12 protein-coding genes, 1 tRNA gene and 1 other RNA gene are annotated in these 16,536 nt (G+C 72.7%); 12 read left to right on the top strand and 2 right to left on the bottom strand.

Annotation, left to right across the window (positions count from 1 at the left end; translation table 11 throughout):
* Nucleotides 1-134 precede the first annotated feature (134 nt).
* The 8 genes from pruA (at nt 135) to LPU43_RS07985 (ending at nt 7,715) form a co-directional block, all read left to right on the top strand.
* Complete coding sequence (gene pruA, locus LPU43_RS08020; protein ID WP_229399617.1) at nt 135-1,763, top strand: L-glutamate gamma-semialdehyde dehydrogenase; 1,629 nt, start codon at nt 135-137, stop codon at nt 1,761-1,763.
* 186 nt (nt 1,764-1,949) lie between these two features.
* Nucleotides 1,950-2,465 carry a PadR family transcriptional regulator gene (locus LPU43_RS08015; RefSeq protein ID WP_229399616.1) on the top strand — a complete coding sequence of 172 codons (516 nt, stop codon included), beginning with the start codon at nt 1,950-1,952 and terminating at the stop codon, nt 2,463-2,465.
* A gap of 142 nt (nt 2,466-2,607) precedes the next feature.
* Nucleotides 2,608-3,729, top strand: coding sequence for a peptide chain release factor 2 (gene prfB / locus LPU43_RS08010; protein WP_229399615.1), 1,122 nt, complete (start codon nt 2,608-2,610; stop codon nt 3,727-3,729).
* A gap of 118 nt (nt 3,730-3,847) precedes the next feature.
* Nucleotides 3,848-4,528 (top strand): cell division ATP-binding protein FtsE, encoded by a 681-nt coding sequence (gene ftsE / locus LPU43_RS08005; protein ID WP_043962078.1) that lies wholly within the window; start codon nt 3,848-3,850, stop codon nt 4,526-4,528.
* A gap of 67 nt (nt 4,529-4,595) precedes the next feature.
* Nucleotides 4,596-5,471 carry a permease-like cell division protein FtsX gene (gene ftsX / locus LPU43_RS08000; protein WP_229399614.1) on the top strand — a complete coding sequence of 292 codons (876 nt, stop codon included), beginning with the start codon at nt 4,596-4,598 and terminating at the stop codon, nt 5,469-5,471.
* 168 nt (nt 5,472-5,639) lie between these two features.
* The gene (gene smpB, locus LPU43_RS07995) at nt 5,640-6,119 is read left to right on the top strand and encodes an SsrA-binding protein SmpB (RefSeq protein WP_091293028.1); all 480 of its coding nucleotides are present in this window, start codon (nt 5,640-5,642) and stop codon (nt 6,117-6,119) included.
* Between the two features lie 105 nt (nt 6,120-6,224).
* Nucleotides 6,225-6,600: a transfer-messenger RNA gene (gene ssrA, locus LPU43_RS07990) on the top strand.
* 92 nt (nt 6,601-6,692) lie between these two features.
* A complete protein-coding gene (locus LPU43_RS07985) occupies nt 6,693-7,715 on the top strand; it encodes a hypothetical protein (protein ID WP_229399613.1) in 1,023 nt (340 codons plus the stop codon).
* 16 nt (nt 7,716-7,731) lie between these two features.
* Here LPU43_RS07985 and mdlC read toward each other — a convergent pair whose 3' ends face one another.
* Together mdlC and LPU43_RS07975 are read right to left on the bottom strand one after the other, a co-directional pair.
* The gene (mdlC, locus tag LPU43_RS07980; RefSeq protein ID WP_229399612.1) at nt 7,732-9,327 is read right to left on the bottom strand and encodes a benzoylformate decarboxylase; all 1,596 of its coding nucleotides are present in this window, start codon (nt 9,325-9,327) and stop codon (nt 7,732-7,734) included.
* Between the two features lie 54 nt (nt 9,328-9,381).
* On the bottom strand, nt 9,382-10,185 hold the full coding sequence (locus LPU43_RS07975; RefSeq protein WP_229399611.1) for an S-methyl-5'-thioadenosine phosphorylase: 804 nt from the start codon (nt 10,183-10,185) through the stop codon (nt 9,382-9,384).
* Nucleotides 10,186-10,320: 135 nt separating this feature from the next.
* Here LPU43_RS07975 and LPU43_RS07970 point away from each other — a divergent pair, with 135 nt between their 5' ends.
* The 4 genes from LPU43_RS07970 to ileS all read left to right on the top strand — a co-directional run bounded on the left by LPU43_RS07970 (nt 10,321) and on the right by ileS (nt 16,386).
* Nucleotides 10,321-10,920: a YqgE/AlgH family protein gene (locus LPU43_RS07970; RefSeq protein WP_229399610.1), complete on the top strand. Its 600-nt coding sequence runs from the start codon at nt 10,321-10,323 to the stop codon at nt 10,918-10,920.
* 90 nt (nt 10,921-11,010) lie between these two features.
* Nucleotides 11,011-11,086 (top strand) — tRNA-Ala (locus LPU43_RS07965).
* Between the two features lie 152 nt (nt 11,087-11,238).
* On the top strand, nt 11,239-12,918 hold the full coding sequence (gene araB / locus LPU43_RS07960) for a ribulokinase (protein ID WP_229399609.1): 1,680 nt from the start codon (nt 11,239-11,241) through the stop codon (nt 12,916-12,918).
* 345 nt (nt 12,919-13,263) lie between these two features.
* Entirely contained in the window at nt 13,264-16,386 is a 3,123-nt protein-coding gene (ileS, locus tag LPU43_RS07955) for an isoleucine--tRNA ligase (protein ID WP_229399608.1), read from the top strand.
* Nucleotides 16,387-16,536: the final 150 nt, after the last annotated feature.

The following is a 16,536-nucleotide window of genomic DNA, read 5'->3' as shown; positions in this document are numbered from 1 at the left end:
GGGGGAGCCGTGAAAGAATCGGGGCAGGTCCCGCCGTCGCGCCCAATCACGCGCGCGACGCCCGGTGCCCGGCCGCCCGGCCGGCGCCCGCGGGTCCGGTTTCGCCACCGCTGTCGAGATCGCCAGGAGCGCTGATGGACGCCGTGTTCTCCGTACCCGAGCCGCGCAACGAGCAGGTCCGCGACTACGAGCCCGGCAGCGCCGATCGGGAGCGGCTCCAACGACGCCTGACCGAGCTGGCCGCCGAGCGCATCGACCTGCCGATGACCATCGCCGGCGAGCAGCGGATGGCCGGCGGCGACCCGATCGACGTGGTGCAGCCGCACCGGCACGCCCACGTGCTCGGCGTCACCGGCCACGCCACCCACGACGACGCCCGCGCCGCCGTCGCCGCCGCGAAGGAGGCCGCCCCGGCGTGGCGGGCGCTGCCCTTCGCGGAGCGCGCGGCGATCTTCCTGCGCGCCGCCGAGCTGCTCTCCGGCCCGTGGCGGGACACCCTCAACGCGGCCACCATGCTCGGCCAGTCGAAGACCGCCGTCCAGGCCGAGATCGACGCGGCCTGCGAGCTGATCGACTTCCTGCGCTTCAACGTGCACTTCGCCCGGGGCCTGCTGGAGGAGCAGCCGATCTCCTCGCCGGGGGTGTGGAACCGGCTCGACCACCGCCCCCTGGAGGGCTTCGTCTACGCGGTCACCCCGTTCAACTTCACCGCCATCGCCGCCAACCTGCCGGCGGCCCCGGCGCTGCTGGGCAACACCGTGGTCTGGAAGCCGGCCCCCACGCAGCAGTTCGCCGCGCACTTCACCATGCGGCTGTTCGAGGCGGCCGGCCTGCCCCCCGGCGTGATCAACATGGTCACCGGGCGCGGCGAGGAGGTCTCCGACGTGGTGCTCGCCGACCCCGACCTGGCCGGCATCCACTTCACCGGCTCCACCAAGGTCTTCCAGCACCTGTGGCGGAGCGTCGGGGAGAACATCGCCGGCTACCGGGGCTACCCCCGCCTTGTGGGCGAGACCGGCGGCAAGGACTTCGTGGTGGCGCACGCCAGCGCCGACGTCGACGCGCTGCACACCGCGCTGATCCGGGGCGCGTACGAGTACCAGGGGCAGAAGTGCTCGGCCGCGTCCCGGGCGTACGTGCCCCGGTCGCTGTGGGAGGGCGGGCTGCGCGACCGGCTGGCCGCCACCGCGGACTCGCTGACCTACGGCGACGTCACCGACTTCGCCAACTTCGGCGGCGCGGTGATCGACTCGAAGGCGTTCGACCGGCACACCGCCGCCCTGGAGCTGATCAACGGCGACGACGCCTGCACCGTGCTGGCCGGCGGCACCGCCGACGACTCGGTCGGCTACTTCGTCCGGCCGACCCTGTTCGAGTGCTCCGACGCCGCGCACGAGACGTTCACCACCGAGTACTTCGGGCCGATCCTCGGCGTGCACGTCTTCGACGACGCCCGCTTCGACGAGGTGGTCCACCAGGCCGAGTCGATCGCCCCGTACGCGCTGACCGGGTCGATCTTCGCCACCGACCGCCGGGTGGTCGACGCGGTGGCCGAGCGGATGCGGTACGCGGCCGGCAACTTCTACATCAACGACAAGCCGACCGGCGCGGTGGTCGGGCAGCAGCCCTTCGGCGGCGCGCGGGCCAGCGGCACCAACGACAAGGCCGGCTCCTGGCACAACCTGGTCCGCTGGATCTCCCCCCGGACGATCAAGGAGACCTTCGTCCCCCCGACGGACCACACCTACCCCCACATGCACTGAGCTGTGCGGAAGGGCCCCCTGCCACCGTTTTCGACCCGGCAGGGGGCCCTTCCTGACGTTTGTGTACGCCGCGTGACGAAACCCTCTGCGGACTGTCGTCCGCCGACAGTGCACTTAGGAAGCCCTCAGGGTGGCGAAAATGGCAAATCCTGGACGGCGGGTCGGCAAAGTGGCAGCGTAATGGGCATGGCGGAATCCGGAGTCAACCCCACAGCGGCAGCCCTTCTCGGGCTGCTTCACGAGGGCCCGATGACAGGCGGTCAACTCATGGCCGCCGCCGAGCGCAAGCTCGCCCCGTACTGGTCGATGACCCGCAGTCAGGTCTACCGCGAGTTGCCGGTGCTGGCCGAGCGCGGCCTGGTGCGGCTGGGCAAGCCCGGCCCCCGGTCGAGCCAGCCGTACGCGATCACCGCGGCCGGGAAGCGGACGTTCTCCCGGTGGCTGGCCGAGGACCCGGGGCGGGACACCATCCGCAACCCGATCGCCCTGCGGATAGCCTTCGGCAACCTGCACTCGGCCAACCAGCTACGCAACCTTCAGGCCACCGCCAACGAATACCACACCGAGGCCCTCGCCCGGGTGCGTGAGCAGGTGAAGAACGCCAAGAAGGAGGGCGAGACCTTCGACGCCAGCGCGTTGGAGTTCGCCGTCGCGTACCACAAGGCCGCCCTCTCCTGGCTGAAGACCGCGCCGGTCGGCTGATCCCCCGCGCGGCCCGCCACCCCCGCCATCGGGCCGCGCGTGGGGGAGCCCCGCCCCCGGGCACCCCTCGCCGGGAGGGTTCCGGCACGTGACCGCGGGGCTCCCACGCCCGCTCGTCGTTCTCGCAGTACGCTTGTCTGTCGTGACCGCTGCCGATTACGCCGAACAGCTCAAGGAACTCGACGCCACCCTGCGCAACATCGAGGCCGTGCTCGACCTCGACCGGTTGCGCGAGGACAAGGCCCGGCTCGAGGAGCAGGCCTCCGCGCCCGACCTGTGGGACGACCAGGCCAAGGCGCAGCAGGTGACCTCCCAGCTCTCGTACGTCAACGGCGAGATCTCCAGGCTGGGCAGCCTGCGCTCCCGGCTCGACGACGCCCGGGTGCTGCTGGAGCTGGCCGAGGCCGAGGACGACCCCGGGGTGCTCGCCGAGGTGGAGACCGAGATCGGCGGGCTCACCAAGGCCATCCAGGAGATGGAGGTCCGCACCCTGCTCTCCGGCGAGTACGACTCGCGGGAGGCGCTGGTGGCGATCCGGGCCGGCGCGGGCGGGGTGGACGCGGCCGACTTCGCAGAGATGCTGCTGCGGATGTACCTGCGCTGGGCCGAGCGGCACGGCTACCCGACCGAGGTCTACGAGACCTCGTACGCCGAGGAGGCGGGCCTGAAGTCCGCGACCTTCGCGGTCAAGGTCCCGTACGCCTACGGCACGCTCAGCGTGGAGTCCGGCACCCACCGGCTCGTGCGGATCAGCCCGTTCGACAACCAGGGCCGCCGGCAGACCAGCTTCGCGGGCGTGGAGGTGCTGCCGGTCACCGAGCAGACCGACCACATCGACATCCCCGAGAACGAGATGCGGGTGGACGTATACCGCTCCTCCGGGCCGGGCGGGCAGAGCGTCAACACCACCGACTCGGCCGTGCGGCTCACCCACATTCCCACCGGCATCGTGGTCACCTGCCAGAACGAGAAGTCCCAGCTCCAGAACAAGGCGTCCGCGATGCGCGTGCTCCAGTCCCGACTGCTGGAGCGCAAGCGGCAGGAGGAACAGGCCAAGCTGGAGGGCCTGAAGACCGACGCCGCCGGCTCGTGGGGCGACCAGATGCGCTCGTACGTGCTGCACCCGTATCAGATGGTGAAGGATCTGCGCACCGAGCAGGAGACGGGGAACCCGAGCGCCGTCTTCGACGGCGAGCTGGACGGCTTCATCGAGGCCGGAATCCGTTGGCGCAAGCAGCGTCAGCTCGCCGGCGACGCTGCGTGATCACGCATGGGCGGAGCGCGTCATCGATCTCCCGGCCACCGGCTGTTTCGATGACGCGCCCCGCTTCACCGGGCCTGGGGGCTTGGCTCGCTAGTTACACCGCGTAGACTCACCACCCGTGATTCAGCTTGAGCAAGTGACGAAGACGTACCCGAAGGCGTCCCGGCCTTCGCTCGACAACGTGTCCGTCTCGATCGAGAAGGGCGAGTTCGTCTTCTTCATCGGCCCATCCGGCTCCGGCAAGTCCACGATCATCAAGCTGCTGCTGCACGAGGTGACCCCCAACAAGGGACGGGTCATCGTCAACAGCAAGGACGTCACCTCGATGCGCTCGTGGAAGCGACCGCACTTCCGCCGCTCCATCGGCTGCGTCTTCCAGGACTTCCGGCTGCTGCCCAACCGCACCGCGTACGAGAACGTGGCGTTCGCCCTCGAGGTGATCGGCAAGACCAAGGCGGTGGCCCGCCGGGTCGTGCCCGAGGTGCTGGAGTTGGTGGGGCTCGGTGGCAAGGAGCACCGCTACCCGCACGAGCTCTCCGGTGGTGAGCAGCAGCGGGTGGCCGTCGCGCGGGCGTTCGTGAACCGTCCGCTGATCCTGCTCGCGGACGAGCCGACCGGAAACCTGGACCCGGACACCTCGATCGAGATCATGCGCCTGCTGGACCGGATCAACCGCACCGGAACCACCGTCGTGATGGTCACGCACGACTCCAACATCGTGAACCAGATGCGCCGCCGGGTCGTCGAGATCGAGAGCGGCCGCATCGTGCGCGACCAGGCCCGGGGCGTCTACGGGTGAGCACCCGCTCCACCCCTGTGCAGCCTGACGACGACCACCTCACGCCGGAGACCCGGAGGAATTCCCGATGCGCGTGAAATACGTCCTGTCCGAGGTACTGGTCGGACTGTGGCGCAACGTCACCATGACCATCGCGATGATCATCACGCTGGCCGTGTCGTTGACCATGCTCGGTGTCAGCGGCCTGGTGTACAGCAAGGTCGACGACATGAAGGACCTGTACTACAAGAACATCCAGGTCTCGATCTTCCTCAAGGGGGAGGTCACCGAGCAGGAGCGCACCGACCTGGAAGCCAAGCTCAAGGGTGACTCCCTGGTGAAGGAGGTCATCTACGTCGACAAGGCCGAGGCGTACAAGCGCTTCCAGGAGATGTACCAGGACGCGCCGGACCTGGTCAGCGCCGTGAAGCCGGACCAGCTTCCCGAGTCGTTCCGGCTCACGCTGGTCAACCCCGAGCAGTACAAGGGCATCTACGACCAGTACAAGGGCGAGGCGGGCGTCGACGAGATCGTCGACCAGAGCCGCCTGCTGGACAAGATCTTCGACCTCTTCGGCGCCGTGCAGAACATCGCCCTGGCCGGCGCGATCGCGATGGCCATCGCCGCCCTGCTGCTGGTCGCCAACACCATCCAGGTGGCCGCGTACAGCAAGCGCCGCGAGGTGGCGGTCATGAAGCTGGTCGGCGCGTCGAACTGGTTCATCCAGGCGCCGTTCGTGCTGGAGGCCGTGGTCGCCGGCCTGATCGGCTCGGTGGTCGCCCTGGCGGCCCTGATCGGCCTGAAGTTCTTCCTCTTCGACGGCTCGCTGAGCGCGTTGCAAGGGCTGTTCTCCCCGGTGAGCTGGGGCGACATCTTCCTGATCTTCCCGGTCATGGCCGGCGTGGGCGCTGTGGTCAGCGCCGTCACCGGCTGGATCACGCTCCGGTTCTACCTGCGCGTCTAGTCGCCCTCCGGGTCCTGCGGCGGCAGTGAGGGCCCTCCGGCGCGGAATAATCCGCGCCGGAGGGCCCTTGTCGTTCGGGTAGCATGATCTCCGCTTCCGGCCCCCGCGCCGGGGCGGCACGAGTTCCGGCCCGGCGGGCCGGGGCAGCACGAGGGGAGGTGCCGGGAGATGCCACGGGAGAAGGGGCGCAAGGTCGTCGCCTCCAACAAGAAGGCGCGTCACGACTACGCCATTCTCGACACGTACGAGGCAGGCATGGCGCTGACCGGCACCGAGGTCAAGTCGCTGCGCGCGGGGCGGGCGTCACTGGTCGACGCGTTCGCCCAGGAGCGCAACGGCGAGCTGTACCTGCACGGTATGCACATCCCCGAGTACACCCAGGGCACCTGGACCAACCACGAGCCCCGGCGCACCCGCAAGCTGCTGCTCAAGCGGCTGGAGATCGACCGGCTGATCGGCAAGACCCGCGAGGGCGGCCTCACGATGGTCCCGTTGCAGGTCTACTTCTCCGACGGCTGGGCGAAGGTGGAGATCGCCCTCGCCAAGGGCAAGAAGTCGTACGACAAGCGGCAGGACCTCGCCAAGCGGGACGCGGACCGGGAGATCGCCCGTGCCGCCGGCCGGCGCGGCAAGGGCATGGACGACTGATTCGTCCCGTTCGTCCGCCTCGGCGCGCCGGGGCGGGGCTCGGGATGAAACCCGTTGCGGTAGGCGTTAGGCTTGGTGGTGCCGCCGACAGGGGCGGCCCGTCGAGGGGGTGACTGGTTTCGACTTCGTACGTTGCGGCAGGGGAAGCGAGCCGAGGAAGCCGACGTCGTCTCGAGAATCGGTCGTCGGAAACTTATAAGCGCCAAGAACAATCGCGCTGACTTCGCTCTCGCCGCCTGAGGCGAGTAGCTAAGTCTGTCGGCCTGGGAGCGCCTTCGACCCAGTAGCCGGCATCAGCTAGAAGGCTGGCCAACCGGACCCGGTCGCGGGGTCCGTGCGGCGAGATCAATCAGCGACTGGGCCCGTCACACCGACTCGCTCGCGTGATCGGAGGGGCCGAGTAGAGGCACAGCGAGCTGCGCTCGGAGAAGCCCTGACAAACCGGCGAAGGACCCGGGTTCGATTCCCGGCACCTCCACCACCCGATGCGCCCCGGCCAACGGCCGGGGCGCATCGTCATGTCCGGCCCCTGATGGTGGGGAACCGGGGCGGAGCCGGACGCGTCGAAGAGACATGCGTCGAACACTCGCCCTGCTGGGCCTTCCCCTCTTGGCTGTCGCGGTCGGCTGTGCGCCGGCCGAAACCGGGCCGACCGGCACCCCCACCCCCAGTAAGCGCTGGGAGGGCTTCGACCAGCGGGCCGCCGAGGTGGCCGGGGCGTGGCGGCCGGGTAAGACGTGGACGGACGGCTACGTGCCGATGCAGGAGCCCACCGTGCTCCTCGGCGACCCCGGCTTCAACCCCGAGACGCAGCAGGCGTTCGACAACGGCTGGTACCGCGAGCAGATCGACATTCCGGCCGCCCGGCCCGCCAACGGCACGGTCCAGTTCTCCGACGGGACGCTCTCCGTGCCGCTGATCGGCGCGGCCGAGGCGTACCGGCAGCTCGACCGGGGCGACCCGCCGCCGTGCGGCGGCCGGCCGTCCGCCCCGGACGCCAAGCCGAAGCCCGGCTCCACGGCGGGCACCGGCCCGATCGTCGAGCCGGGGCCGGACGGCCCGACCCCCGGCCAGGGCCCGTACGGGCGCGGCGGCCGGCCCGGCCCCGGCGCCACGGTGAGCAACGGGCCGGGGGCGACCGCCTGCATCCCGCTCACCGTCACCGCCGTGAAGCTCGGCACCGCGCCGGTGCGCACGAGCCGGGGCGAGGCGCAGGTGCCCGCGTGGTTGTTCACCGTCGCGGAGCTGACCTCGCCCGTGGCGCGGGTCGCCGTCGGCAAGCCCACGGCCCCGCCGAAGGGCACCCCGCCCGGCAGCCCGGTGCCCGAGGGCGTCGTCGGCGCGCAGGACCTCGAAGCCGTCTACGGCGCGATGCTCACCTGGCGGCTCGGCGTGGGCGCCTGCGACACCGGCATCACCCCGCTGGTGTGGGAGGGCGACGACGTGGTGGTGGTCGGCGGCGGGGTCACCCGCTCCACCGGCGTCTGCACCGAACAGCTCGTCGTCGCGCCGGTCACCGCCACCCTGAAGGAACCGCTGGGCGACCGGACGGTGCTCGACGTGACCACGGGCACCCCGCTGACCCTGCGCCCCTGAACCGGCGCGCCGGCCCTCACAACAGCGGCGGCACCTCCGTGCTGATCGGCACCGGCAGCACGGAGGGCCGGTCCGCCGCCAGCGCCGCGCGCAGCGCGTCGCCCAGCCGGTCGGGCTCCTCGACGACCGTGGCGGCGCACCCGTACCCCCGGGCGACGGCGGTGACGTCCAGGCCGGGCAGGTCCAGGCCGGGCACCCCGGGGGTGTGCTTCAGCTCGGCGAACGACTTCAGGATCGCGTACTGCTGGTTGACCGGGACCACGACGGCCAGCGGCAGGCGCAGCCGCGCGGCCGTCCACAGCGCCTGCACCGAGTAGTGCAGCGAGCCGTCGCCGATCACGGCGACCACGGGCCGGTTCCGCCCGGTGTCCCGCTCGGCGAGCGCGATCCCCACCGCCGCCGGCAGCCCGAAGCCGAGGCCGCCGCTGGCCATCGTGAAGTACGAGGCGGGGCGGGTGATCCGCAGCCGGCGGCGCAGCGCGGCCAGGTTGGACGGTGTCTCCTGCACCAGCACCCCGTCGGGCGGCCAGTGCCGGGCCAGGGCGGCGAAGAGGGCGTCCGCGCTCGGCGGCGGGCCGGCCTCGGGCGGCCCCGGCGCGGGGCGGGGCGGCGGGGGCGGGCGGTCGGCCGCCGGGAGCAGGTCGACCAGGGCGGCCAGGGCCAGGCCGGGGTCGGCCAGCAGGCTGTCGCCGACCGGGGCGCGGGCCGACTCCTGCGGGTCGTCGGTGACGTGCAGCAGCCGGGTGCCGGCCGGCAGGTACTCCCCGGGCACGTGCGGGTAGTAGCGGAACACCGGCGCGCCGACCACCAGCACCGTGTCGTGCCCGCGCAGCGCCTCGCCGAGCGGCCCGATCGCGTACGGCAGGACGCCCCGGAAGTGCGGGTGGTCCTCGGGGAACGGGGCCCGTTCCGGGGCCGGGGCGGCCCAGACGGGGGCGGCCAGCCGCTCGGCCAGGGCGACCGCCGCCGGCCAGGCCCCGGCTGAGTCCACCGCCCCGCCGAGGACGAGCACGGGGGAGCGGCTGGCGGCCACCTCGGCGGCGAAGTCCCGCAGCCGGGCCGGGTCCGGGGCGTACCGGGTGGCCACGCTGCGCACCTCGGGCGTCCCGTCCGCCGGCTGCTCCCAGTCGTCCAGCGGCAGGGAGAGGAAGACCGGCCCGGCGGGCGGCTGGACCGCCGTGGCGTACGCCCGCATGAACGCCGCCGGGATGTCCTGGGCGCGGGCCGGCTCGTGGGCCCACTTGACGTACGGCTGGCTCAGCTCCACGGCCCGGGGGCTGGCCAGCCGGGGTTCGAGCAGCAGCATCCGGCGGGTCTGCTGGCCGGCGGTGACGATCAGCGGGGTGCGGTTGTGCCAGGCGGTGACCAGGTTGCCCATGCCGTTGCCGAGGCCCGGCGCGGTGTGCAGGTTGACGTGCGCGGGGCGGCCGGTGGCCTGGGCGTACCCGTCGGCCATGGCGACCGCGGACGCCTCCTGGAGGGCGTGCACGTAGCGGAAGTCGGCGGGGAAGTCGGCCAGGAACGGCTCCTCGGTGGAGCCGGGGTTGCCGAAGACGGTGGTCATGCCCAGCGCCCGGAGCAGGTCGTAGGTCGTCTCGCGGACCGTTGCCACCCGCCGAATCTATCGGGAAAAGCCCCGCCTACCGGGCGATTCGCCCCGCCCGGCTCAGGGGAGGGCGAAGGGCAGCTCGATCCCGTCCAGCGCGTGCCCGCACGGGCAGTGCCGCTCGGCGGGCAGGGCGGCGACCGCGTCCAGCAGCACCCCGCGCAGCCGCTCGGTGTTCTCCCCGAAGACCCGGAAGACCTCCTCCTGCGTCACCGACTCGCCGCCGGCCACCCCCGCGTCGAGGTCGGTGACCAGCGCGATCGGCGTGTAGCAGAGGGCCAGCTCCCGGGCCAGCACCGCCTCCGGGTGCCCGGTCATGTTGACCACCGCCCCGCCGATCGCGGTGAACCAGCGGGACTCGGCCCGCGTGGAGAAGCGCGGCCCCTCCACGACCACCATCGTCCCGCCGTCGACCGCCGACACCCCCCGGCCCGCCGCCGCGTCCAGCAACGTCCGGCGGCCCACCGGGCAGTACGGGTCGGCGAAGGTGACGTGCACCGCGCCCCGGTCGTAGTAGGTCTGCGGCCGGCCGCTGGTGCGGTCGACGAGCTGGTCCGGCACCACGAAGGAGCCCGGCCCCAGCTCGGGGCGGAGCCCGCCCACCGCGCACGGGGCGAGGACCTGGCGCACCCCGAGCGACCGCAGCGCCCAGAGGTTCGCCCGGTACGGGATCAGGTGCGGCGGGTGCCGGTGGTCGCGCCCGTGCCGGGGCAGGAAGGCGACCCGACGGCCACCCACCTCGGCGATCGTGACCGCGTCCGACGGCTCCCCGTACGGCGTCTCGACCTGGTGTTCCGTCGCGCCGTCGAGCAGGGCGTAGAGCCCGGACCCGCCGATCACCGCGATGTCCGCCGTCGGACTCATCGTCGCCTCCCTCGATTCCACCCGATCACCACCGGTCAGACCTTAACCACCGCACCGGCCGCAGGCTATGGTGCCAGTCATGGCGTTGACAGCACGGATGAGCCCGAAGTCCGACCTCGCGGCGCGCGACTGACGATGTCCGACACGCAGGGAGAGGAACAGGCGATCAGCGGGCGTGCGATGGAGTCGATGACCGGACGGCTGCTGGTCGCGACCCCGACGCTGAAGGACCCGAACTTCGACCGCACGGTGGTGCTGCTCGTGGCGCACGAGCCGGGTGGGGCGCTGGGCGTGGTGCTGAACCGGGCCACGGAAATGCCGGTCGTCGACGTGCTGGGCGACTGGAGCTACCTCGCGCGGCACCCGGCGGTGCTGTTCGAGGGCGGCCCGGTCCAGCCGGACTCGGCGATCTGCCTGGCCCGGATGCGCACCCCGGGCCAGCGGCTGCGCGGCTTCCACCAGGTCTCCGGCGCCGTGGGCACGATCGACCTCTCCGCCGACCCGGAGCGGATGCGGGAGAGCATCGGCGGCATCCGGGTCTTCGCCGGCTACTCCGGCTGGGGCACCGGCCAACTGGAGCAGGAGATCGAGGACGGCTCGTGGTTCGTCCTGGACGCGCTGCCCGGCGACGCGTTCGTCGACCGGCCCGACGACCTCTGGCCGATGGTGCTGCGGCGGCAGGGCGGGATGCTGGCAGCCGTCGCCCACTTCCCGCCGGACGTGGCGCTGAACTGACCCCCGGGAGGGGGACCCCCGCGAGATGACCATGCGGGCGGGCGTGTGTATAGTTCTCTCCGTGCCCGGGCGACCGGGGACGACAGGCAAGGGGCCGTGGCGCAGCTGGTAGCGCACCACACTGGCAGTGTGGGGGTCAGGGGTTCGAGTCCCCTCGGCTCCACCATGTCCCACCACGGGTGGGGCGGTGGAAAGCAGTTTACGCGGGCATGGTTACGTCCATGCCCGCTTCTCTTTGTGGTCTCCGCACGCCACGGTGGGCGTCTTGACGCACCCGTGCGCGGGCGTCGACGCTGTGCCCGTCGAGTGGAGGTGACCATGAACCCCGTGGGCGGCGAGAGCTACGTCGTCGGCGTCGACTTCGGCACCCTCTCCGGGCGCGCCCTGGTGGTCCGGGTCGGTGACGGCGCGGAGCTGGGCACGGCGGTGCACGGGTACCGCGACGGGGTGATCAGCGCGGCGCTTCCCGGCGGCCCGGCGCTGCCGCCGGACTGGGCCCTGCAGAACCCGCAGGACTACCGCGACGTGCTGCGGTACGCCGTCCCCGCCGCGGTCTCCGCCTCGGGGGTCGACGCCGCCGCGATCGTCGGCATCGGCATCGACTTCACCGCCTGCACCGTGCTGCCGACGCTCGCCGACGGCACCCCGCTCTGCGAGCTGCCCGGGCTGCGCGACCGGCCGCACGCCTGGGTCAAGCTGTGGAAGCACCACGCCGCGCAGCCGCACGCCGACCGGATCACCGCGCTGGCCCAGGAGCGGGCGGAGCCGTGGCTGCGCCGGTACGGCGGCCGGGTCTCCGCCGAGTGGCAGTTCGCCAAGGGCCTGCAGATCCTGGAGGAGGACCCCGAGGTCTACCACCGGGCCGAGCGCGTCATCGAGGCCGCCGACTGGATCGTCTGGCAGCTCTGCGGCACCGAGACCCGCAACGTCAGCGCGGCCGGCTACAAGGGCCTGCGGCAGGACGGCCGCTACCCGTCGGAGGGCTTCCTGGCCGCGCTCCACCCGGGCTTCGGCGACTTCGTGACCAAGCTGGACGGACCGGTGCGGCCGCTCGGCGCGCGGGCCGGCGCGCTCACCGACCGCGCCGCAGCCGCCACGGGCCTGCCGGAGGGGATCGCGGTGGCCGTCGGCAACGTCGACGCGCACGTCACCGCCGCCGCCGCGCGGGCCGTGGAGCCCGGTCGGCTGGTGGTGATCATGGGCACCTCCACCTGCCACATCGTCAACGGCACGCACCGCGCGGAGGTGGCCGGCATGTGCGGCGTCGTCGACGGCGGCGTCAGCCCCGGCGCGTGGGGCTACGAGGCCGGGCAGAGCGGGGTCGGCGACATCTTCGGCTGGTTCGTCGAGCACGCCGCCCCCGCCGGGGTCGCCTCGCACGAGCGCCTCACCGAACTGGCCGCCCGCCAGCCGGTCGGCGCGCACGGCCTGGTCGCGCTGGACTGGTGGAACGGCAACCGCTCGCTGCTGGTCAACCACGACCTCAGCGGAATGCTCGTCGGCATGACCCTGGCCACCCGGCCGCCGGACGTCTACCGCGCGCTGCTGGAGTCCACGGCGTACGGCACCCGCATGATCATCGAGGCGTTCGTGGAGGCCGGGGTGGCGGTGGACGACCTGGTGGTCGCCGGTGGCCTCACCGCCAACGAGCTGCTGATGCGCATCTACGCCGACGTGACCAACCGGCCGCTGGGCGTCATCGCCTCCGCGCAGGGCCCGGCGCTCGGGTCGGCGATCCACGCCGCCGTGGCCGCCGGCGCGTACCCGTCGGTGCGCGAGGCGTCGGAGGCGATGGGGCGGGTGCGCGAGGCCGTCCACCGGCCGGACCCCGACCGGGCGCGCGCCTACGACGCCCTCTACGCCGAGTACCGGGCGCTGCACGACCACTTCGGCCGCGGCGGGGACGACGTCATGCTCCGGCTGCGGGCGATCCGCAACGCGGCGCTCGGGGCCACGCGCGCCGCCACCCCGGAGGTGGCCGCGCCGCCGCCGAGGTGACCCGGCAGGCCGCCGGACAGCGCGGGCGCACGGCACGGCGCGCGGGGGCGGGGCCGGCCGTCGCGGCGGGCCGCCGGGGTGGCTGGGCTACACTGGGCGCGCGAGGCGTGGATGGGGACGAGTACCGCCGTACGCAGCCATGAGAGACCCGGGGACGGTGGAAGCCCGGGGGCGTGCGCGGCGGGAAGATCACCCCGGAGCCGCCGGAGGAAAGGCCGCGAGGCCGAGTAGAACCGGCCGCACCCTGAAACGAGCGGGCCGTACGCGGCCAAGGAGGGTGGTACCGCGGGGCCCCACGGCCTCGTCCCTCCGCCGGAGCATTCCGCACGCGCCGACGGAGGAACCATGTACCGCAGCGTCCCGAGCCAGGTCGACCTGCCCGCGCTCGACCACGAGATCCTGCGCTTCTGGCGGGAGAACGACGTCTTCGCGCGCAGCCTGGAGCAGTCGCGGGGCCGCCCCGAGTGGGTGTTCTACGAGGGGCCGCCGACCGCCAACGGGATGCCCGGCGCGCACCACATCGAGGCGCGCGTCTTCAAGGACGTCTTCCCGCGCTACCGCACGATGAAGGGCTTCCACGTCGCCCGCAAGGCGGGCTGGGACTGCCACGGCCTCCCCGTCGAGCTGGCCGTCGAGCGGGAGCTGGGCTTCTCCGGCAAGCAGGACATCGAGGCGTACGGCATCGCGGAGTTCAACGACCGCTGCCGCGACTCCGTCACCCGGCACACCGACGCGTTCGCCGCGCTCACCGAGCGCATGGGCTACTGGGTCGACATGGACGACGCGTACCGGACGATGGACCCGCAGTACATCGAGTCGGTCTGGTGGTCGCTCAAGGTCATCTTCGACAAGGGCCTGCTGGTGGAGGACTTCCGGGTCGCGCCGTGGTGCCCCCGGGACGAGACCGGCCTGTCGGACCACGAGGTGAGTCAGGGGTACGAGACGGTCGTCGACCCGTCCGTCTTCGTCCGCTTCCCGCTGACCTCCGGGCCGCTCGCCGGCCGCGCCTCGCTGCTGGTCTGGACGACGACGCCGTGGACGCTGCCGTCGAACGTGGCGGTCGCGGTGCACCCCGACGTCCGGTACGTCGTCGCCACCGACGGCGAGGAGCAGATCGTCGTCGCCGAGCCGCTGCTCGCCTCGGCGCTCGGCGACGGGTGGGACCTCACCGGGGAGTCCTTCCAGGGCAAGGAGCTGGAGCGGTGGACGTACCGTCCCCCGTTCGAGCTGGTCGAGGTGCCGGAGGCGCACATCGTCGTGCTGGCGTCGTACGTGACGACGGACAGCGGCACCGGCCTGGTCCACCAGGCCCCGGCGTTCGGCGCGGACGACCTCGCCGTCAGCCGCGCGTACGGCCTGCCGATGGTCAACCCGATCCGGCCGGACGGGCGCTTCGAGGCCGACCTGCCGCTGGTCGGCGGGCTGTTCTTCAAGGACGCCGACCGGCCGCTGGTCGAGGACCTCACGGCCCGGGGGCTGCTGTTCCGCGAGAACGCGTACGAGCACAGCTACCCGCACTGCTGGCGCTGCCACACCGCGCTCATCTACTACGCCCAGCCGTCCTGGTACATCCGCACCACCGCCGTGCGCGACGCGCTGCTGCGGGAGAACGAGAACACCGCCTGGCACCCGGCGACCGTCAAGCACGGCCGGTACGGCGACTGGCTCGCCAACAACGTCGACTGGGCGCTGTCCCGGCGGCGGTACTGGGGCACCCCGCTGCCGATCTGGCGCTGCCCGGAGGGGCACCTGACCTGCGTCGGCTCCCTCGCGGAGCTGGGCGAGCTGACCGGCAGCGACCTCGGCGGGCTCGACCCGCACCGGCCGTACATCGACGACGTGACGTTCGCCTGCCGGTGCGGGGAGACCGCCCGCCGGGTGCCGGACGTCATCGACGCCTGGTACGACTCGGGGGCCATGCCGTTCGCGCAGTTCGGCTACCCGTACCGGGGGGTCGAGACGTTCGACCAGCGCTACCCGGCGCAGTTCATCTCCGAGGCCATCGACCAGACGCGCGGCTGGTTCTACACCCTGATGGCGATCGGCACGCTGGTCTTCGACCGCTCGCCGTACGAGAACGTCGTCTGCCTCGGGCACATCCTGGCCGAGGACGGCCGGAAGATGTCCAAGCACCTCGGCAACATCCTGGAACCGATCCCGCTGCTGGACCGGCACGGGGCCGACGCCGTCCGCTGGTTCATGGCGTCGGTCGGCTCGCCGTGGGCCGCCCGGCGGGTCGGGCACACCACCCTCCAGGAGGTGGTCCGCAAGATCCTGCTGACCTACTGGAACACGGTCGCCTTCCAGGCCCTCTACGGCCGTACCGCCGGCTGGTCGCCGTCGGCCGCCGACCCCGCGCCGGCGGACCGGCCGGTCCTGGACCGCTGGCTGCTGTCGGAGCTGAACACGCTGGTCCGGCAGGTCGACGCCGCCATGACCGAGTACGACACGCACCTGGCGGGCCGGCTGCTGTCGGCGTTCATCGACGACCTCTCCAACTGGTACGTGCGGCGCAGCCGGCGGCGCTTCTGGCGGGGCGACGCGGCGGCGCTGGCCACCCTGCACGAGGCGCTCTCCACGCTCACCCTGCTGCTGGCCCCGCTCACCCCGTTCGTCGCCGAGCGGGTCTGGCAGGACCTCGTCGTGCCGGTCGACCCGCAGGCCCCGCCGTCGGTGCACCTGGCCGAGTACCCGGTCGCCGACGACGCGCTGGTCGACCCGGCGCTGTCGGCCCGGATGGCGCTGGTGCGGCGGCTGGTCGAGCTGGGCCGGGCGGCCCGCGCCGACTCCGGCATGAAGGTGCGCCAGCCGCTGTCCCGGGCCCTGGCCTCGGCGCGCGGCTTCGCGGAGCTGACCCCGGAGCTGCTGGCGGAGATCGCCGCCGAGCTGAACGTCGGGTCGGTCGCCGCCCTCGACGAGGCGGGCGGCTCGCTGGTCGACGTCACCGCGAAGGCGAACTTCCGCGCCCTCGGCAAGCGCTTCGGCAAGGCGGTGCAGCAGGTCGCCGCCGCCATCGCCGCCGCCGACGCGGCGGCGCTGCGCGACGCCCTGCGCGAGACCGGCACGGCCACCGTGCCGGTCGGCGACGAGCCGGTGACCCTCGGCCCCGACGAGGTCGTGATCACCGAGACGCCCCGGGCGGGCTGGGCGGTGGCGAGCGAGTCGGGCGCGACGCTGGCGCTGGACCTGCACGTCACCCCCGAGCTGCGCCGCGCCGGCGTGGCCCGGGACGCGATCCGGCAGATCCAGGAGGCGCGCAAGGGCAGCGGCCTGGAGGTGACCGACCGGATCGCGCTGCGCTACCGGGCCGACCGGGAGGAGACGGCGCTGGCCGTCGCCGAGCACCGCGACCTGGTGGCCGAGGAGGTGCTCGCGACCGACTGCGCCGAGGGCGAGCCGGACTGGGCCGACGCGCAGCCGTTCACCGACGAGTCGCTGGGGCTGACCTTCTGGCTCCGCCGCGCCTGACGCGTCCCTCCTCTGGGGCCGGCCCCTTGGTCGGGCCGGCCCCTTGGTCGACTCCATGCCGGCGACATGGGGCGGTCCGAGGGCCGGCGAAGGCGCGATGTCGCCGACATTGAGTCCGACAGGGCCGGCATCCCTGACATGAACGGCATC

Source organism: Micromonospora okii, assembly GCF_020884795.1.
In the GTDB taxonomy this organism is placed as follows: domain Bacteria; phylum Actinomycetota; class Actinomycetes; order Mycobacteriales; family Micromonosporaceae; genus Micromonospora; species Micromonospora okii.
The sequence above is the reverse complement of the archived record's forward strand: the minus strand, read 5'-3'. Positions and strand labels throughout refer to the sequence as shown.